Origin of the sequence: Marinobacter shunpengi, assembly GCF_045449695.1 — a bacterium.
Lineage (GTDB): Bacteria > Pseudomonadota > Gammaproteobacteria > Pseudomonadales > Oleiphilaceae > Marinobacter.
Genome location: NZ_JBJJKZ010000012.1, coordinates 83,831 through 101,558, shown reverse-complemented (window position 1 = coordinate 101,558; position 17,728 = coordinate 83,831). Strand labels below are relative to the sequence as shown.

At 59.6% G+C, this 17,728-nt stretch carries 17 protein-coding genes; 8 read left to right on the top strand and 9 right to left on the bottom strand.

All coding sequences use genetic code 11. From position 1 onward, the window contains the following. Positions 1-96: 96 nt before the first annotated feature. Positions 97-1,554 carry a malate:quinone oxidoreductase gene (locus ACJO2E_RS07080; RefSeq protein WP_406963176.1) on the bottom strand — a complete coding sequence of 486 codons (1,458 nt, stop codon included), beginning with the start codon at positions 1,552-1,554 and terminating at the stop codon, positions 97-99. Positions 1,555-1,810: 256 nt separating this feature from the next. On the opposite strand from ACJO2E_RS07080, the gene ACJO2E_RS07075 reads away from it, so the two are divergent. Further along, positions 1,811-2,290, top strand: coding sequence for a 2-thiouracil desulfurase family protein (locus ACJO2E_RS07075; protein ID WP_406963174.1), 480 nt, complete (start codon positions 1,811-1,813; stop codon positions 2,288-2,290). A 37-nt stretch (positions 2,291-2,327) separates the two neighbouring features. Here ACJO2E_RS07075 and ACJO2E_RS07070 read toward each other — a convergent pair whose 3' ends face one another. The 3 genes from ACJO2E_RS07070 to thpD all read right to left on the bottom strand — a co-directional run bounded on the left by ACJO2E_RS07070 (position 2,328) and on the right by thpD (position 5,145). Continuing rightward, on the bottom strand, positions 2,328-2,876 hold the full coding sequence (locus ACJO2E_RS07070; RefSeq protein WP_406963172.1) for a YdeI/OmpD-associated family protein: 549 nt from the start codon (positions 2,874-2,876) through the stop codon (positions 2,328-2,330). Positions 2,877-2,913: 37 nt separating this feature from the next. Then, positions 2,914-4,071, bottom strand: a complete 1,158-nt coding sequence (locus tag ACJO2E_RS07065) for an alcohol dehydrogenase catalytic domain-containing protein (protein WP_406963170.1) — start codon at positions 4,069-4,071, stop codon at positions 2,914-2,916. A 105-nt stretch (positions 4,072-4,176) separates the two neighbouring features. After that, positions 4,177-5,145, bottom strand: a complete 969-nt coding sequence (gene thpD, locus ACJO2E_RS07060; RefSeq protein ID WP_406963168.1) for an ectoine hydroxylase — start codon at positions 5,143-5,145, stop codon at positions 4,177-4,179. A 249-nt stretch (positions 5,146-5,394) separates the two neighbouring features. Here thpD and ACJO2E_RS07055 point away from each other — a divergent pair, with 249 nt between their 5' ends. Both ACJO2E_RS07055 and ACJO2E_RS07050 read left to right on the top strand, forming a co-directional pair. Next, complete coding sequence (locus ACJO2E_RS07055) at positions 5,395-6,363, top strand: beta-ketoacyl-ACP synthase III (protein ID WP_406963166.1); 969 nt, start codon at positions 5,395-5,397, stop codon at positions 6,361-6,363. Between the two features lie 139 nt (positions 6,364-6,502). Continuing rightward, positions 6,503-6,811, top strand: coding sequence for an Mpo1-like protein (locus ACJO2E_RS07050; protein WP_406963164.1), 309 nt, complete (start codon positions 6,503-6,505; stop codon positions 6,809-6,811). A gap of 31 nt (positions 6,812-6,842) precedes the next feature. Here ACJO2E_RS07050 and ACJO2E_RS07045 read toward each other — a convergent pair whose 3' ends face one another. Continuing rightward, the gene (locus tag ACJO2E_RS07045; protein ID WP_406963163.1) at positions 6,843-7,073 is read right to left on the bottom strand and encodes a DUF2789 domain-containing protein; all 231 of its coding nucleotides are present in this window, start codon (positions 7,071-7,073) and stop codon (positions 6,843-6,845) included. Between the two features lie 153 nt (positions 7,074-7,226). On the opposite strand from ACJO2E_RS07045, the gene ACJO2E_RS07040 reads away from it, so the two are divergent. Next, the gene (locus tag ACJO2E_RS07040) at positions 7,227-7,913 is read left to right on the top strand and encodes a FadR/GntR family transcriptional regulator (protein WP_406963161.1); all 687 of its coding nucleotides are present in this window, start codon (positions 7,227-7,229) and stop codon (positions 7,911-7,913) included. Further along, a complete protein-coding gene (locus ACJO2E_RS07035) occupies positions 7,910-8,896 on the top strand; it encodes a bile acid:sodium symporter family protein (RefSeq protein ID WP_406963159.1) in 987 nt (328 codons plus the stop codon). Before ACJO2E_RS07040 ends, ACJO2E_RS07035 begins: the two co-directional genes overlap by 4 nt. Before the next feature lie 10 nt (positions 8,897-8,906). Here ACJO2E_RS07035 and ACJO2E_RS07030 read toward each other — a convergent pair whose 3' ends face one another. Beyond that, positions 8,907-9,635 (bottom strand): J domain-containing protein, encoded by a 729-nt coding sequence (locus ACJO2E_RS07030; RefSeq protein ID WP_406963157.1) that lies wholly within the window; start codon positions 9,633-9,635, stop codon positions 8,907-8,909. Between the two features lie 278 nt (positions 9,636-9,913). Here ACJO2E_RS07030 and ACJO2E_RS07025 point away from each other — a divergent pair, with 278 nt between their 5' ends. From ACJO2E_RS07025 to ACJO2E_RS07015, 3 genes are all read left to right on the top strand, one after another. Beyond that, complete coding sequence (locus tag ACJO2E_RS07025) at positions 9,914-12,058, top strand: TonB-dependent receptor plug domain-containing protein (RefSeq protein ID WP_406963155.1); 2,145 nt, start codon at positions 9,914-9,916, stop codon at positions 12,056-12,058. A gap of 126 nt (positions 12,059-12,184) precedes the next feature. Then, positions 12,185-13,063, top strand: a complete 879-nt coding sequence (locus tag ACJO2E_RS07020) for an ABC transporter substrate-binding protein (protein ID WP_406963153.1) — start codon at positions 12,185-12,187, stop codon at positions 13,061-13,063. Further along, entirely contained in the window at positions 13,060-15,036 is a 1,977-nt protein-coding gene (locus ACJO2E_RS07015; protein ID WP_406963151.1) for a hybrid sensor histidine kinase/response regulator, read from the top strand. Before ACJO2E_RS07020 ends, ACJO2E_RS07015 begins: the two co-directional genes overlap by 4 nt. Positions 15,037-15,068: 32 nt before the next feature. Here ACJO2E_RS07015 and gorA read toward each other — a convergent pair whose 3' ends face one another. The 3 genes from gorA to ACJO2E_RS07000 form a co-directional block, all read right to left on the bottom strand. Next, positions 15,069-16,430: a glutathione-disulfide reductase gene (gene gorA, locus ACJO2E_RS07010; RefSeq protein WP_406963149.1), complete on the bottom strand. Its 1,362-nt coding sequence runs from the start codon at positions 16,428-16,430 to the stop codon at positions 15,069-15,071. A 29-nt stretch (positions 16,431-16,459) separates the two neighbouring features. Then, positions 16,460-17,125, bottom strand: a complete 666-nt coding sequence (locus tag ACJO2E_RS07005; RefSeq protein WP_406963147.1) for a GNAT family N-acetyltransferase — start codon at positions 17,123-17,125, stop codon at positions 16,460-16,462. A gap of 74 nt (positions 17,126-17,199) precedes the next feature. Further along, positions 17,200-17,727 (bottom strand): type II secretion system protein M, encoded by a 528-nt coding sequence (locus tag ACJO2E_RS07000; protein WP_406963145.1) that lies wholly within the window; start codon positions 17,725-17,727, stop codon positions 17,200-17,202. Between the last annotated feature and the right edge of the window lies 1 nt (position 17,728).

Below are 17,728 nucleotides of genomic sequence, written 5' to 3'. Positions count from 1 at the left end.
CGTAACGAGCGGCGTAAACCGCCGATATGTTCCTGCTGAACTGGTTTCAGGCGCAGCTGCTAGAGTTGGGCAGTCACACAATCTGGTTTACAGCCTTTACTCCATGGATTTCTTGATCCCGAGAGTGCTATTAGCGGCATCCCGAACCTCCCGATACCGGTCTGCGTTGTGGCTCAATGTCTCGATATCATGCTCGGGAAACATCTCCTTCAGCTTTTCCTGGGCGTGTTCTTTCGAGAATAGGGATGGGAGCATTTGCTCCACGGCGCGTAGCATCACCTCCGGCGAAACCGACGCCCCCGGCGATGCCCCCAGCAGGGTCCCGTAGGTTTTGTCATCGGACACGAGGATTTCCGTGCCCATCTGCAGGTCACCGTCCTTGATGATCTGCACGCGCTGCCCGGCGTCCATGACCTTCCAGTTGAACTTGCTGCTCATTCCCGGAGCGAACTCATCCAACTGCCTGAGCATGCTTTTTTCACCCGTGAACGTCTCTGACACCAGGTACTTGACCAGAGGGAAGTGTTCGAGGGTGACATTGAGCAACCCGGGAATATCATGCAGGCGCATGGCACGAAGGTAATCGAAGAAACCGCGGCCTTTCTCAAGGACCGGTTTGAACGATGCAAAGGGTCCGAACAGCAGATAATGCTGACCGTCCGACACACGTAGATCCAGGTGGGGTACGGACATGGGCGGAGCACCCACTTTTGCCTTGCCGTAGGTCTTGGCGCGATACTGCGCCGCCTGCTCCGGCGTAATGGCCGCCTTCAGGAAACGACCGCCCACGGGGAATCCGGTGAACCGGCGGCTGAACGGGAGATGGCTCTTTTTCAGGAGCGGAAAAGCGCCCCCGCCCGCACCCACGAACAGGCTATCGGCCTTGTGCCGGGTGGCTTCTCCATTCTTCTCGGCTTCGATCAGCCAGCTTCCGGCCGGGCTGCGATGGACACGTTTTACATGGGTGCCGTACTCTATACTGACGCCCAGACTTTCGGCGTACGTGGCCAGGTGCCCGGTAAGCTTGCCGAAATTCACATCCGTACCTGTTTCAATGACGGTTGCGGCCATTTTCTCGTGACGTGGCCTGCCTTCCATCAGGAACGGAATCCAGCTCTGGATTTCGTCAAAATCCTCGGAGAAGCGCATCTGCTCGAAGAAATGGTGAGCGGACATTTCATTAAAGCGCAGCTTCAGTTCCTCAATCGACGGTTCGGACACAATGGTGCAGTGCCTGGTCTGATTGATGAATGTCTTTGGATCCTTGATGGCGCCCTGTCTGACCAGATACGCCCAGAACTGCTTGGCAATATTGAACTGGGCATGGATCTTCAGGGCCTTTTCTACCGAAATGACCTCTTCATCCACGGGGGTGTAGTTGAGCTCACAGTTTGCTTCGTGACCCGTGCCGGCATTATTGAAAACCCAGGAATTGCCCGCCCCGGGGCCATCCAGTCTTTCCAGAATGGTGATGTCCAGCTCTGGCGCAAGCTCTTTCGCCAAAGTGGCAAAGGTGGTTCCCATGATACCAGCACCAATGATGATTACTTTCATAATGTTATCTCGGCATTCTCGATTTGGAGTGAAGTGGCAATGTCGTTTCAGAGTTTATTAATGAGGCTGCATGGTGTCACCGCTAGACGATACCAGTCAGCATAAGCAAAGATGGTAGGTCTGCAAAAGTCTGGCCCTCGCGCCAGACGACTATGGTCTGTTAATGGGCGTCTCTGGCCACGGGATCGTTGAATTCTGGCTCGCATCTCTGCAGACTTTCTACTTGGTTTATGGCCCGAAGGTTGGAGGGACAGTTATGGCAAAGATCCTGGTAAGTGCCTGCCTCCTTGGGCATGAAGTCCGCTATGACGGTGGTGATCTGGCGGTCCGAGATCCGCGATTCCGGGTGCTGCTGGATATCCACCAACTGATCCCTTTCTGTCCCGAAGTGGCCTCAGGCCTGCCCATCCCACGAGCTCCAGCGGAGATCATTAACGGTGATGGTCGGGCGGTGTTGTCTGGCCACGCCAGAATCATTGATACCGATCGGCATGATCTGACCGAGCATTTCCTGGCAGGCGCTCGACTGGCGCTGGCACACTGTCAGGCGGAGCAGATTGAATTTGCGATCCTGGCGGAAAAAAGCCCTTCCTGCGGCAGCAATGTTATCTATGACGGGAGCTTTACCGGTACGCAAATTCCCGGGGTTGGATGCACAACTGCCCTGCTCCGGGAGAACGGTATAAAAGTGTTCAGTCAAAATGACATAGATGATCTTGTTGCTATATTACCTTAAAAAGGCCCGCCTGGCTGATGCTGCGAACGCCTTTGGATCAATCCGCCGCGTCAGGCGCACGTAAGGCCTTGCTGTAGAATCCGGACGGATCGAAGCAGCATACCCGCTTCTTGCCTTCAGCCAGCATGTCACAGGCATCGCGGATTCGCTTTGCCCGGGTCTTGGCCTGCTTGGCAGAGACAACCCAGTGAATCCAGTCCAGTCGAGCGATGGTCGTGGTGCCATCCCATACCTGGCGAGCCTCCGGTGCAGCCGCGAGTGCTTCCGCAAGATCCGGTGGCACCTCGGGCTCCGGCTCCTGTTCCACAGGGCGGATTTCCAGCGTGACCGTATCGCCAACGTCCACGCCTGCCGTGTCCCTTAGTTCCCGGCTGACCCGGAGCCAGTGGCTCAGTTGGCCATCCGGTTCCAGGGTTTCCTGGAACCGGTGGCCGTTGAGAGCACCTGCAACCGTAGTTCTGCCTCGCCTGGGGAGACCATCACTGGCCTCTTTGGGAAGGATGACGAACGCCCAGGAGTCGTCATCGCCGGGCTTGGCCGGTCGGAGCAGTTTTACCTGGAATGTCGTTGTGTCAGTTGAGGTCATGTCTGTATCCGCCATGTAGTCCACTCAGGGCATGATTTCAGGCGTTGAGTCCGAACGTCTGCCCATGCTCGTCCCACTCCGAGTCTGGCACGATCACGATCTTACCCAGGTAACCACTGCCACGATTGACGAAGTAACGCTCCGCTTCGTGCAGCTCCGATAGCTTGAAGGCTGCATGGAGCACCGGTTTGAGCTGGCCTCCCCGGATCCACTCCACCAACTGCTCCGCCTCCTCCCGGGTACCATGGGACACGCCGAATATCTGCACCTGGTACAGGTAGATGCGTGTCCACATGATCTCCGAGAGATTGCCGGCGCTGGCACCCGCGATGCTGAGTCTCGGGTAGTCCTTTCGTGCGTTCATGTCGAAGATCATCGTGTCGATAAAACGATCCGTCATCTCACCGCCGGCCAGATCCATAACCGCGTCAACGGGAGAGCCGCCGGTAACCGCCCTGACCCGGTCCTCGAACCGCTCCATGTCGGAGCGGTCCAGTACGGCCTCGGCCCCCAGGGCTTTCAGGGCATCGGCCTTGCTCTGCTGGCTCAGGGCGTAGGGAATGGCCCCGACAATCCGGCAGAGCTGGATCAGCGCGGTGCCCACGCCACCACTGGCCCCGGTGACCAGTATCCGTTCCCCCGGCTTGATACGGGCGGAGGTCATCATGTGATAGGCGGTCTGATAGGAACACATGCCCATGGCCGCCAGTTCGGCATCGGCCAGGTCCGGGTTGGGTATGTGGTGGAACTGATCGGACGGCACTGCTACATATTCCGCGAAACCGCCGTCGGCGCCATGGCCGTAGTAGTCCGGTGTCAGGTTGATGTCCCGGCGTTCGTCGGCGTAGATGTTGAAATCCAGCAGGCCCCGTTCGCCAATACGGGTCTCATCCACGCCCTCACCCACTGCGACGACCCGGCCGACAATGTCCGCGCCCTGAATGCGGGGAAACGTCAGCGTGGGTTCCCCGCCCATGGCGAAGGAGGTGACATCGCCCTTTTCCTTTGTCGGGTACAGGCCCTCCCGGGCCTTGCGGTCAGTGTTGTTCTTGGCGGTCGCCGTTACCTTTACCAGGACCTGGCCGGAACCCGGCTCGGGCGTTGGCATGTCGTCACGATACTCCAGCTTGTCCACATCACCATGGCCCGTTAGCACCATCGCCTTCATGGTTTCCGGAATCGCGATTTTGCTCATGTTGAAGCACCTCTGATCGCTGGTGGTGTTCGGTCGTTAGCCTGAGTGAAAACGATAGCAAAGCCGGGAGTGATCGCCTATCGGATTTGCCTCCTTCCAGGTCGATCAGCTACCCCGGAACCGGAGTGGTTCCACGCCCTGATTGGCCAGTTCCGGAAAATCGTCGTACATGGTCAGCGGGTCGGTATTCTCCCGAGTGGCCAGGAACTCAGGGCGCTGGGATTTTGCGGCATAGGGCGATTCCAGGGTGTTGTCGACGCTGTTGTAGACAAAGAACAGGTTGGACCGGGGCCAGGGAGACATGTTCTTGTTCGAGGCGTGCAGGGTGTTGCACTCGAACAGCAACAGCGAGCCTGCGGGCCCCTTGGGAGCCTGGATGCCGCCCCGATTGGCCAGCATCGCCAGCGCGTCCTGGTCCGGAACCCCGAGCCGCTGCGTCTTCAGGGAATCCTTCCAGTTGAGGTCCGGGGTCTCCCCGAAACAGGGAACGAAGTAGTGATGGGAGCCCGGGATCAGCATCAGCGGTCCGTTGAATTCGTTATTGTCCGTCAACATCAGCGAAGCGCTGACCGCCCGCATCCTGGGCATGCCATCCTCGCTGTGCCAGGTCTCGAAATCCGAGTGCCAGTTGAAACCGCTGCCCTCGAAGCCGAACTTGTCGTTGATCCTGGACTGGTGGATGTAGACCTCGCTACCCAGCAACTGCCTTACCATGCCCAGGATACGGGGGTCCCTGGTGAGGCGACTGAAGTGTTCGGAGAGCTGGTGCATGGCGAAGACCGAACGGATGTCTCCACTGGCCGGGTCCTGGATCACCTGGTCCGAGGCCATTAATTCGCTGTCCTGGGCCATTTCGCGCAGTTCGGTAAAGAACGGCGCCATCCGTTCCTGGTTGAAGAATCCCTCGAACCAGAGGAAACCATCCCGTTCGTACCGCGACAGGGCGACCTCATCCAACGGGCCGTGCCAGCGGAACTCGTTTCGGGCATGAACGACCGGATCGATACGGACGAAGGGATTGATCCGTTCATCGGAATCTTTTAAACGTGAAGGGAAAGGATCGTATCTGCTCATGGGAACGACTCCTCCTCAGATGGAATCCAGAGAGGGCCCTCAGGCCGGCGGTGCTTCCAGTAAAGGACTGCGGCCCCGGGCCGGTCAAGTTGCCTGTCGTCCATGTTCTGACTCACAGTTTGATGACATGGGGATGACTTTTCGGGCTCTTTGACAAATCGCTAATAACCATGAGTCGTTGATACAGTGTAGGATGCTGCCATACACTTCCTTGCTTACATAATTTTGCAATCCCGGGAAACACAACGCATGCCATACGCCAGAATTACCGGTACAGGATCCTATCTGCCGGAAAAGGTCTTAACCAACAAGGACATGGAATCCATGGTCGACACCACCGACCAGTGGATCCGGGAGCGGACCGGGATTGCACAAAGGCATGTGGCCGCCGAAGGACAGACCGCGGTGGATCTGGCTGAACAGGCATCACTGCGGGCCATGGAGGCGGCAGGTGTTGCCGCCGACGACATCGACCTTATCGTCTTTGCCACGTCCACGCCGGACAAGATCTTCCCCAGTTCCGCCTGTATCCTGCAGGCCCGTCTCGGCGCCCAGGGTTGTCCGGCCTTCGATATCCAGGCAGTGTGCAGTGGCTTTGTCTATGCCCTGTCCACAGCGGAAAAGTTCATCCGCACCGGTGCCAGCAAGAAGGTGCTGGTGGTGGGGTCAGAAGTCTTCTCCAGGATCGTCAACTGGGAAGATCGGGGCACCTGCGTGCTCTTTGGCGATGGCGCCGGCGCGGTGATCCTGGAAGCCAGTGAGGAAACCGGCATCATTTCCGCCAAGATCCACGCAGACGGTCGCTATGAAGACCTGCTGCATGTTCCCTGCGGCATTTCTTCCAACTACGAGCAGGTCAAGGCCGGCAATGCCTTCATTGAGATGAAGGGCAATGAAGTGTTCAAGATGGCGGTCAACACCCTGGGGCGGATTGTCGACGAGACCCTGGCCGAGACCGGTATGGACAAGTCCGAAATCGACTGGCTGGTGCCCCACCAGGCCAATCTCCGCATTATCTCGGCAGCGGCCAAAAAGCTGAACCTGCCCATGGACCAGGTGGTGGTCACGGTGGACAGGCATGGCAACACCTCCGCCGCCTCTATCCCCCTGGCCCTGGACGTAGCGGTCCGGGACGGACGGATAAGGAAGAATCAGGTACTGATGCTGGAAGCGTTCGGGGGCGGCTTTACCTGGGGTTCGGTCCTGCTGCGTTACTGAACCTCTGATCCGACCGGCATGCTCCCAAGGCGCCAAACAGAGGGGCAGTATTCCCGCGCGGTTTTCCTTGAGCCCCATTAAGGGACTCCATTAGACTGATTGACAGAACCACAAGAAAAAACGTCTGTTGGAGGTCGCCATGTCCGATCAGCCATTCCAGTCATTCTCTGAATTCTACCCCTATTACCTGGACGAACACCGGGACAGGAACTGCCGGCGCCTGCATTTTGTTGGTAGTCTGCTGGTCCTGGCCGTACTTGCATCGGTACTGCTGACCGGAGCCTGGTGGTGGCTGCTGGCCATTCCGGTTATCGGTTACGGCTTCGCCTGGGTGGGCCATTTCTTCTTTGAGAAGAATCGCCCCGCCACCTTCAAGTACCCGCTATACAGCCTGATGGGCGACTGGGTGATGTTCCGGGACATCCTGATCGGGCGAATTCCCTTCTAGACACGTAGTGATCCATCAACATTTTTACCGACTAACGAAGTCGGTTGTTCAGGGTATCCACCAGCTCCGCCCAGTCGGCATCCTCCTCCAGTTCCTCGGTCAGGAAGCGTCGCTGGCCTTCATTCCAGAAGCCGGCATCCGAAAGGCGGGTGTTGTCTGGTATGGGGCGATGAGTGGCAATAAATTCCTCGATTGAGTTGCTGTCGTCCGGCAGACCAAGCTGCTTGAACAGTTCCGACAGGGTATGGATGCCTTGTTCCATGGAGTCCTCTCATCTTGCTGCTATGGATGGCGTTGTTCTCTTTCCAGTGTAGTCGCTTCTCCGACGGATCGAACCTGCCGGAGGCGGGATTTCACTTGAACGAAACATGCAAACATAGGATGATTGGACGACCAACCTAAGGATGTTAATGCCATGGCAGAACTCACCCGTATCCGGCGCGGCTCCCTGGTCGACACCGCTATCGAGAGTCTCCGGGATGCAATACAAAAAGAGCACTGGCGAATCGGCGAGCGATTGCCGGTGGAGGCTTCACTGTCGGAAGCCCTGGGCGTGAGCAGGAATACGGTCCGTGAAGCGGTGCGGGTCCTGGTGCATGTGGGCATGCTGGAAACCCGCCAGGGGGACGGGACCTATGTGCGGTCGATCCGGGATCCTGGCGAGGCCCTGCGCCGGGCAGGCCGGTCACGGCTCAGGGATCAACTGGAAGTTCGCATCATGCTGGAGGCGGAAGCGGCCGGCCTTGCCGCTGGCAGGCGTACCTCCGGGGATCTGCAACGAATGACCGACGCCCTGGACCAGCGGGCCCGGGCCGGGAACAATCTGGCTGAACGTGTCACCCATGACGAGAAGTTCCACCACGCAGTGGTGGAGGCGGCCCACAACCCTGCCCTGCTGGAGATGTACCGCTATTTTGCCCAGTCGGTGACCGAAACCATTGAACGCACGGAACAGGATGCCGACCTTCCGGAGCCCTCACAGGAGGACCATGAACTGCTGCTGGCAGCCATCCGACAACAGAACCCAGAGCGGGCGGTGACCCTGGCCAGGGCGCTGCTTGCTCCCAGCCTGGCGGCCCTGGAAGGGAGCAATTCCCCATGAGATTAAGGCTCGACCCGTTCACCCTGTTGTTGCTGGGTGCCATTGTTCTGGCGAGCTTCCTGCCGGTTCGTGGCGATCTGGCGGACGTTCTGTCCGTGGTGGGCACCGTCGCGGTGGGGCTGTTGTTTTTCCTGCACGGTGCGGCCCTCTCCCGTCAGCAGATCCTGGACGGGGCCACCCACTGGCGGCTTCATATCGTGATCACCGCTCTCACCTTCGTGTTCTTCCCCCTGATGGTGTTGCCCATCAACGGGCTGAGCAGCGTCGCGCCCCAATGGATGCCGGAGGACCTGGGCCTGGGGTTCCTCTACCTTGGCGTATTGCCCTCGGCGGTATCGTCGTCCATTGCCTATACCGCCATGGCGCGGGGCAATGTGCCCGCAGCCATATGCAGTGCCGCCGCCTCCAACGTTTTCGGCATGATGCTCACGCCGTTCCTGCTGATATTGCTGGTGAGCACCTCTGGCAGTGGCGACTTCTCGGTATTGGAAGCACTGAAGGATATCGTGCTGCAGCTACTGCTGCCATTTGCGGTGGGTCATGCCCTGAGGCCCTGGCTGGGCGGGTTCCTGGCGCGTCACGAGAACCTGGCATCCCGTTATGACCAGTGTGTGATCTGGCTGATCGTCTACTCCGCGTTTTCCCACTCGGTGGTCAGCGGCCTCTGGGTACAGCTACCGCTGAACGCCATTGTGCTGACCGTCGTGCTGTGCTTTGCCCTGCTGGCCTTCTTCATGGTGGTGGCTCACCTGCTGGTCAGGCGATTCGGCTTCAGCCTGGAGGACGAGGCTGCCGTGGTGTTCTGCGGGTCGAAGAAGAGTCTCGCATCGGGCCTGCCCATGGCCAAAGTGCTGTTCTCTGGCCATCCGGGATTCGGCATGATTGTGCTGCCGATCATGTGCTACAACCAGATTCAGGTGATCGTCGGGGCCATGCTGGCCCAGCGTTACCGGCGCCTGATCGACGCCGGGCAGGAGACATAGCGCGGCGGGATCAGCCGCCTCCGCCGGTCAGGGCGCCAAAGAGGCTGGTCAGTATAACGATGCCCACAATCCAGCCGATCACCGCCGGCCAGAAGTTGGTCATCTGGGGACGCTGATGTTGTTCCCCCTCGCCTTTCGCATCATCGGAATCGGGGAAGTTCATACCCTGATAGCGACCGGCATCGTCCAGGGTCAGTTCATCCTCCTGGCCCTCGCGTTCCAGGGCATCGGTCATTCCGTACCACCCGAACCAGTCACCGAGGAAACGGGCTACGGGCGCTGCCAGCCTGGCCTCCTCGGCCAGGGGGCGTAAGCGGGGCTCAAGTTCCTCACCTATGGCCGCACGGATCGCATCCTGATCTGCGGGTGGCTCGGTCAGTATGGCCCGCCAGATCGCCACATCGTTCAGTCGGCCACTGTCGTTGAGCATGGCATTCACCTGAATCACCACCTCCCGCACAACCTGCCTGTCGGTTGCGGACAGCGGGCCACTATGGGCGTCCGCCTGCCAGGAAGAAGGGTTAGCTGACGGCTGTTCGCGGGGGACGGCTGTTTCCGCCGGCTCGCGGGCCGGTTCCGGCGCGTCGGCGTGGCCGGCCTCCCCCATCGCCTGTTGGTAAGCCTGGCGAAGCTGTTGGGCTTCGTCGCCTTCGGCGAATTTGCTCTGCCGCTCATAGGCATCGCGAATCCGGGTACTGTCCCGGGTTGGTTCGATACCGAGTATTTCCCAACAATTCATGTATCAGGTGTCTCCTGGTGTCAGGCGTGAGGGCCTGCATTGTAAAACATTGATAACTTTACCAGAGTGTATGCCAGCTAACCTTGAAAACTGTTGCTGGTTATCGCAGAGTCGCACCATTGGTGCGCCATGTTTCGTGCGTGTCAATGGCATCCGTATTCGTTATGATGCCAATTCCTGGACTAATCTGAAAACAATATCGTGGATAAACGTCCTGAGTGCGGACGCCGCCTGTCCTGCCCTTCGCTCCAGTCCGACACGGGAAGGCCTTTGGCAACATGACAACAATACGTGGTTTAGAAGTATCCGTTCCCAGGCTGTCGATAGCGACCATGATGGTGGTTTTCTGCCTACCACCTGTTTCCCACGCCGATGCCCCGTCCGTACCTGCTACCTGGCTGGGCCTTGGGGATGATGCCGGGGTCGCCAGCGAGGATAGCTACAGCGTACCCGAAGTGCTCACCACCGCGAGACTGAGGCAGCCGAAGGCCCGGGTGCCCGGCACCACCACGGTTATTTCCGGCGAAACCATACGCGACCTGGGGTTCACGGCCCTGGCGGATGTTTTTCGCCTGGTACCGGGGATGACCGTGGCGGCCGTCGGCAGCAATCAGCCCGTTGTCAGCTACCACGGCACCGTCGCCTATGAACAACGGCGCCTGCAGGTGTTGATAGACGGTCGCACTGCATACCAGCCCAGCCTGGCGGATGTGGACTGGAACGCCATGCCGGTGCCCATGGAACTGATCGACCGCATCGAGGTCAGCCGTGGGCCGAATTCTGCAGCCTATGGTAACAACGCCTTCCTGGCATCCATCAACATCATCACCCTGTCGCCGGAGAATACGGCGGGTACCGCCTTTCATGCCCTGGGTGGCGACCTGGGTATAAGGAACTACACCGCCTACCATGGACGCAACCACGACGACTACAGTTGGCGCGTCGCCTGGCAGCATCGTGAATCCGACGGTTTCGACTACCAGCTTGATAGCACCGATAACTTCCGGGAAGTGCCGATCCGGGACGGTTTCGAGTTCAATCAGTTCTATTACGACGGCATTGTTCACCCATCGCCCGGCCATTCCCTGGAACTGCGGGCGGGAGTCACCGACGGTGTCGATCAGGATGATCCCCTGAAGATGGGAGAAGACTTTTTTGTCCAGGACGATCCAGAGCCCGACGAAGACGTCCGGGACTATTATCTGCAGGCGAGTTACGACTATACCGGTTTTGAGCGTCACCTGGTGGAATTCCAGACCAGTTTCCAGAGTTATGACCGGCACAAGAACTGGGTCAGTTGCGTTCCGATCGTGGCGGGGCAACCATCGGTCTGTGCCCGGTTCAATGAGGATTTCCAGCAACAGCGGCTGGAGTTCGAGCTGCAGGACACCTGGTCCCTGAACCCGGATCTTCGCCTGGTGAGTGGTCTTAGCTACCGGGACGACGGCTACGAGTCTGAAACCTTTTTCAACGGGAGTGGCAGCATCTACCAGTCCCGGATTTTCGGCAACCTTGAGTACACCCCCATCCACTGGCTGACCCTCAACGCCGGCGCCAACTGGGAACACACGTCGCTGCTGGACGACAACTTCCTGTCACCCAGGCTGGCCGCGAACTTCCACCTGACGGAAAACCAGACCGTGCGCCTGGTCTATTCCCGGGCGGTACGTACACCTGACGCCCTGGAACAACGGGCCGACTGGGCCTACACCCCGCAGGATGTCAGTCCGGCGGCCTATACCTGGCTTGAGGGCGAACGGGTTGACGCGGAATTCGATGCACAGTGGCCCGTGGACTTCTCGGATTTCTACAACCGGGCCGGCGGAGATCTGGAGGAAGAACGGATCACCAGCCGGGAAATCAGCTACTATGGTCAGTTCCGGCTTGGCCAGGGCATCCTCTCCACCGAGGTGCGCTATTTCTATGACGAACTGAGGGACCTGGTGGCCGGGGTGATCAGTGTGGACGATTTCGACCTGGGTAACCGGGTGGCCATTGACCAGCAGGGTATCGAGCTGGAAACCGCCCTGGACCTTGGCAACACCCGCCTGCGCCTGAGTTATGGCTACCTCGACCAGGACAGTGAGTACACCGCCAACGATGGGGTGCCGGTGGATGAGCAGCAGGATATTGTGGCTCTGGAAGGCCGATTGTCTGTCCGCCACTCCGGCAGCCTGTCCTGGATCCAGCGTTATCCGGGAGACTGGAACACGGCCGTGGCTTGGTATGTGGCTGACGAATTCCGTTCCGGCCCCTACCAACGGGCGGATTTCCGGCTGGCAAAAACCGTCCACGGAACTAACCTTAGTTACGATGTCGCTTTGATTATGCAGCATTATCTCAACGACAACCCTGTCTTGAGTCGCGACAACAATTACAAGGATCGCAATCAGTTCTTCCTGGAAGCAGGTGTGCATTTCTGACACCGCTTGTCTGGCAGGTAACTGACGATAACCAGGGTGGGTATGGGCAGTAGTTTCTCCCGTTTCAGACGAACAGGCCATGGGTCAGGCCGGCACCGGTTGCCGAAAGGTGTCCTCCTTGCCCTGTTGCTGTTTTTCTGCTTGCCGTTACGCGCCGATGTTGTCTACATCCAGGGATCCGCGAACCCGACGTTTAACCTTCGGTTCACAGAACTCCTGCAGGAACAACTGGGAGAAGACACTGAAATCCGGTCGTTCGGTTCCATGGGCAATTTCCAGGGCCCGCCCGGGCCCGTTGTTACCCTGGGCCAGGAGGCCCTGAACCAGGTTCTGGAACAGGGCACCCACCGGGCGATACTGGCGTTGCTTGTGGGGAAGCCGTTCCTCGAGGACGTGTCATCGGACCTGCCCACATCTTTTTCGGCGATCTATTACGACCCCCCGTTGCTGCGCCAGGCGCTGATCGGCAAGGTTATCCTGCCCCAGGCGTCACGCATGGCACTACTGGCCCGCCGGGAAGAGGCCAACCAGTACGATACACTGATCGGGCAACTGGCCGATTACGGCATTGAAGCCAGGGTGTTCATGGTCAGCGGCGAGGATGCCCTGATACCGGCCCTCAACCGGGCCCTGAGCTTTGGCGACTTCCTCCTGGCCACTCCGGATGAGGCCATCTATAACGCCCGTACCATCAAGCACATACTCCTGACGACCTATCGCCGTAATCGCCTCGTTATCGGGCCTGGCCATGCTTTCGTCAGGGCTGGTGTGCTGGCCTCATCCTATGTGCCACTGTCCGACTATACCGGGGCTGCCGCCGATTACATCCGTGAGTGGCAGAGAACAGGGTCACTGCCCTCCCCGGCCTATCCAGAGACATTCAGTATCGAAATCAATCGGCAGGTGGCTCGGTCGCTGAATATTCCCTTGCCGGACCGTCAGCATATCGTTGAAGACGTTAAGCGAATGCTTGAACAGACATCGTCGCCGGAGGGGGCACCATGAAAGAGTCCTCCACGAAACGCAGCCTGGGCACCCAGCTGTTACTGCTGGGCGCCATTCCCGCCATCCTGATGTTTGTCGGGCTGATGGTGTTCTTCACCAATGCCCGGCTTTCCGACGCGCGCCAGGATCTGTTCGACTCCACCCAGAAACTGGCGGATAACATGGCGCCGGCACTGGAATATTCGGTGGTATCCGGCAACCGGGAAGTTCTCGACAGGATCCTTGTGGAATCCATAAGCGGGACCAGCCTGGAATGGATCCGGGTGACCGATATTGTGGGAACGGAACTGGGGTTTGTCGGCCGTGACGGCATCGAACAATGGCCCGGGGAAGACCAGGAACGGCCGGGGGTTCGTCGTTTCAGCGCTGATATCCTCCAGCATCCCGTGGATCTCGGTAGCGACAGCGGTGCCGAGTGGTTTGAACCCGACTTCCGTCTGTCCGGCGGCGCTGTGCGGGTCGGCTCCGTAGAGGTGGCGGTCAGCGAACAGCAACTGGCGGAACGCCGGACCCATATCCTGCTGACGTCAGGTGTGGTGGGAGTCTCGCTGCTGGTGTTCACACTGCTACTGGTAAACCGCATGTCGGCAACCCTGCTGGACCCGATAAGAGCCCTGGCGGAGCGTGTGCTCAACATGACACAGCGCGAATACCGGGAAACCCGTCCCGTTCGCGCCAAGGTGGCGGAGATTGCCGAACTGGAAGAAAACCTGAACCAGCTCGCCCGTAATCTCGAACACCTGCAGGAATCCCGTGACCATACCCTGGCCCTGTCCGAAGGTGCCCGGGAGAAGGCTGAAGCCGCGAGCCAGGCCAAGTCCGAGTTCCTGGCGGTTATGAGCCATGAACTGCGCACTCCCCTCAATGGGGTGCTGGCCATGGTGGACCTGGTATCCGAGGAATCGATGTCCGAACGCCAGGCAGACTACCTGCAGACCGCCCGGCGGTCGACGGAGGATCTGCTGACACTGATCAATGACATCCTCGATGTGTCCCGGCTGGATCAGGGCAAACTGCTACTGGAGAACCGGCCGTTCAATCTCCGGGAGCTGGCCGAAAACTGCCTGGCGAGCTTCCGCCATACCGCCGAGGAACGGGGGCTGTCACTGGCGTTCCGAATGACCGGTCCCTGGCCGGACTCCCCGGAGGTCGCCGGCGATGCCGTGCGTTACCGCCAGGTACTGGCTAGCCTGCTGGATAACGCCATCAAGTTTTCCAATGACGGTCAGGTACTGGTGACACTGGACTGGCACCAGGAGGCGGATGATTGTGTGTTTATCAGTTGCGAAGTCCAGGACAGTGGTGATGGCATTCCCGCCGAGCACCTGGCCATGGTGTTCAACAGCTTTGAGCAGGTGGACACGTCGATCTCCAGGCATTCAGGAGGCACCGGCATCGGGCTGTCACTGGTCCAGAAACTGGTGGAACTGATGGGCGGGCACGTCGGCCTGAGCAGTCATAAAGGCGAGGGATCCAACTTCCGTTTCGAAGTGCCGTTCGAACTCCCCCCGGCCTTCCCCATCCAGCCGGACGATCCACTGACGGAAGCCGGCCCTGCCCCCCGTTCACCAGAGGAGCGTAAATCCCGTCGTGCTCCCCGGGCCCTTGTGGTGGAGGACAACCCCGTCAATCAGCGGGTCGCCAGGACCTTGCTGGACCGTCTCGGGTTTGAAGCCGAAGCAGTAAGCAACGGCCACGAAGCGGTGCAGTCGGTGACCGATCAGGAAGGCCGATACACCGTAATACTGATGGACTGCCACATGCCGGTGATGGACGGCTTCTCCGCCACTCAGGCGATACGTGACTGGGAAAGCCGTGAACGCCGTCGCCAGACTCCGATCATCGCCCTGACCGCCGACGCGCTGCCCGGTACCGAGAACGCCTGTCGGGAAGCGGGGATGAACGACTACCTGTCCAAACCGGTCCGCAAGCATGAGCTGCGGACCGTACTCAGCCGCTGGGTGCCATTGTAGGTAAAGGCAGGCGGGGTGACACCGGCCCCGATTCAGGCGACCGGGGTCCGCATGGTGACGAACTCCTCCGCGGAGGTGGGGTGGATGCCCAGGGTGCTGTCGAAATCCGCCTTGGTGGCACCGCACTTCAGGGCGACACCCATGCCCTGGATGATCTCGCCAGCATCCGGTCCGACCATGTGGGCGCCCAGGACCCGGTCTGTGTCGCCATCCACCACCAGCTTCATCAGGCTGCGCTCATCGCGACCGCTGAGGGTATGCTTCATGGGGCGGAACTCGGACCGGTAGATGACCACCTTGTGGCCAGCCTCTCTCGCTTCCGCCTCGGTCAGCCCGACGGTACCAATGCTGGGCTGGCAGAACACGGCGGTGGGAATGTTGCGGTAGTCCATTTCCCCTTCACCATCCCCAAACAGCCGGCGCGACAGGACCATGCCCTGTGCCAGGGCGACCGGCGTCAGTTGGGGGGTGCCGATGACGTCACCCAGGGCGCTGATGGAAGGAGCGGCGGTGTGAAAGGTTTCGTCCACCCGGACATGGCCGGAGGCCGTGAACTCTACCCCGAGGGCTTCCAGCCCCAGGCCGTCCGTCAGGGCACGACGGCCTGTAGCCGCCAGTACCAGCCCGGTCTGCATCACACTGCCGTCGGACAGACTGACGGCGTAGCCGGTCCCCGACTCTTCCACGGCATTGATGGTCGTGTTGAAACGTAGCCGGATACCTTTCTTCTCCAGCTCACCCACCATGAACTGGCGGATATCGTCATCGAAGCCCCTCAGGAAAAGCTCGCCCCGGTAGACCAGGGTGGTTTCCACGCCCAGCCCGGCCAGAATGCCGGCAAACTCCACGGCGATATAGCCACCGCCCCAGACCACGGCCTCCCGGGGTAACTGCGGCAGGTAGAACATCTCATTGGATGACAGGATCAGCTCCCGACCGGGGATATCGGGGGTGGAGGGCCAGCTTCCGGTGGCCACGGTAATGTGGTCCGCGCTCAGTTCCCGCTCTCCGATGGCCACGGTATGACCGTCCTTCAGGGTGGCGGTGCCCTGGATAATGGTGACACCGGCGCCTTCAAGGAGCTGCTGGTAAATGCCATTCAGACGCTCGATTTCCGCATTCTTGTTGGCCACCAGGGTCGGCCAGTCGAACCGAACCCCGTCACCGGGAACCTGCCAGCCATAGCCGGCGGCGTCCTCAAGGTCTTCCCGGACATGGGCCCCGTAGACAAACAGCTTCTTGGGAACACACCCCACATTGACGCAGGTCCCTCCCAGATATCGGGACTCAACGATGGCAATCCTGGCGCCCTTCTGAGCCGACATGCGGGCCAGACGTACGCCGCCGGAACCGGCACCAATGACGATCAGATCAAAATCCCGGGATTCGGACACGTGGACTCCTGTTCAAGTTTTTCTGGATATTATTCGCTGGCAGCCAACGGCGGAGCGTCTGCATCCCTGAACAGTACAAAATCCTCGTAGTCCCCTAACCGGATGGTGCCAAGGCTGCGAAACCCTTCCGATTCGTAGAACGGCAGGTAACGACTGTTGCCGGTATCCAGCACCAGACCATTGCCCCGTGGATTCTGGGCACACAGCCTTTCGACGGCGGCAAGCAGCATGCGGCCGAAGCCGCGATTCTGATACTTCGGATGCACTCCCATCAAGGGCAACTGGAATGTGTCGCCCTCCGGCAGCATGCTACGGATCTTTTCGTGATAGTCCAGATACCGCCTTGTGGACGCGAAACCCGCGGTCAACACCATCCGCAGACGCCAGCTCAACTGCTCGGCCAGATTGAGCCGTAACTCAGGCGCGCCGATAAAGGCAACCGCCACCAGGGTGTTGTCCGCCATGATGCCGATGGCTTCCTGGTTCAGTTCGAAGTACAGGTTCAGCAGTTCGCGGATGGTGGCACGGACCCGTTTCTCGTACCCGGGTTTGCGGTGGTCGAACAGGTACTGAAAGGTGGGTTCGTGCCGATAGGCCTGAAACAGTATGGACTTGGCCTCGTTATAGGCGCTGTCGTCCAGCCGGACGAGGGAAGGTTCGCGAACAGGTTTTTTGTCGTTATCGGTCGCTGTCATGCCTTCTGCCATTACCGTGGTTCCGTTGGAGGTCGCAAGGGTCAGCCGTTGCGGATACTTTGTCCCATATTCATTCAGATTGCCAGTGTGAGACGAACGGACACGACGCCTGGAGTGTCCCGGCGATCCATGGCCGCCTGGTCGATGAGGATGCCGTGGTTGCTGCTCAGGCCCTCAAGCCATGCCGCCACCTGGGTAAAAGGCACATCCTCCAGCCAGACCCGGATGGCATCGTCACCACTGGGTTCGAACCGCTGCAGATCCAGTCCGGCCTCCCGGGCGGTGGAGGTCACGGTCGCCATCAGTTCACGGCCATCCGCCGGCTTTTGCGCGCTACTGGTGGCGTTGCCGGTTTTTCCGGACAGCTCCCGGAGGGTAAGGCGGTTCTCATGCATCCACGCCAACAACTCCTCGGCATTCTCCCGGGCTGTCAGAGCCTGGTCATGGTATTGGTCGATGGGGCGCCAGATGGCGAAATAGACCAATGCCAGCATGATGGCGAGGGTCATCAGCTTGAGGGCTTGCTGGTCACGCCGTGGAAGATGGTCGTAGCGTGTGACCAGTCGCTTGACCGACGGACTTTCCATAAGTTTGCTGAGCACG

Excerpts from the sequence above, each read along its gene's own strand:
- ACJO2E_RS07045 (WP_406963163.1), bottom strand. The coding sequence starts at position 7,073 with ATGGAACAAGGCATCCATACCCTGTCGGAACTGTTCAAGCAGCTTGGT.
- ACJO2E_RS07075 (WP_406963174.1), top strand. The coding sequence starts at position 1,811 with ATGGCAAAGATCCTGGTAAGTGCCTGCCTCCTTGGGCATGAAGTCCGC.
- thpD (WP_406963168.1), bottom strand. The coding sequence starts at position 5,145 with ATGAGCAGATACGATCCTTTCCCTTCACGTTTAAAAGATTCCGATGAA.
- ACJO2E_RS07055 (WP_406963166.1), top strand. The coding sequence starts at position 5,395 with ATGCCATACGCCAGAATTACCGGTACAGGATCCTATCTGCCGGAAAAG.
- ACJO2E_RS07070 (WP_406963172.1), bottom strand. The coding sequence starts at position 2,876 with ATGACCTCAACTGACACAACGACATTCCAGGTAAAACTGCTCCGACCG.
- ACJO2E_RS07040 (WP_406963161.1), top strand. The coding sequence starts at position 7,227 with ATGGCAGAACTCACCCGTATCCGGCGCGGCTCCCTGGTCGACACCGCT.
- ACJO2E_RS07065 (WP_406963170.1), bottom strand. The coding sequence starts at position 4,071 with ATGAGCAAAATCGCGATTCCGGAAACCATGAAGGCGATGGTGCTAACG.
- ACJO2E_RS07025 (WP_406963155.1), top strand. The coding sequence starts at position 9,914 with ATGACAACAATACGTGGTTTAGAAGTATCCGTTCCCAGGCTGTCGATA.
- ACJO2E_RS07035 (WP_406963159.1), top strand. The coding sequence starts at position 7,910 with ATGAGATTAAGGCTCGACCCGTTCACCCTGTTGTTGCTGGGTGCCATT.
- ACJO2E_RS07050 (WP_406963164.1), top strand. The coding sequence starts at position 6,503 with ATGTCCGATCAGCCATTCCAGTCATTCTCTGAATTCTACCCCTATTAC.
- ACJO2E_RS07030 (WP_406963157.1), bottom strand. The coding sequence starts at position 9,635 with ATGAATTGTTGGGAAATACTCGGTATCGAACCAACCCGGGACAGTACC.
- ACJO2E_RS07005 (WP_406963147.1), bottom strand. The coding sequence starts at position 17,125 with ATGACAGCGACCGATAACGACAAAAAACCTGTTCGCGAACCTTCCCTC.
- ACJO2E_RS07015 (WP_406963151.1), top strand. The coding sequence starts at position 13,060 with ATGAAAGAGTCCTCCACGAAACGCAGCCTGGGCACCCAGCTGTTACTG.
- ACJO2E_RS07080 (WP_406963176.1), bottom strand. The coding sequence starts at position 1,554 with ATGAAAGTAATCATCATTGGTGCTGGTATCATGGGAACCACCTTTGCC.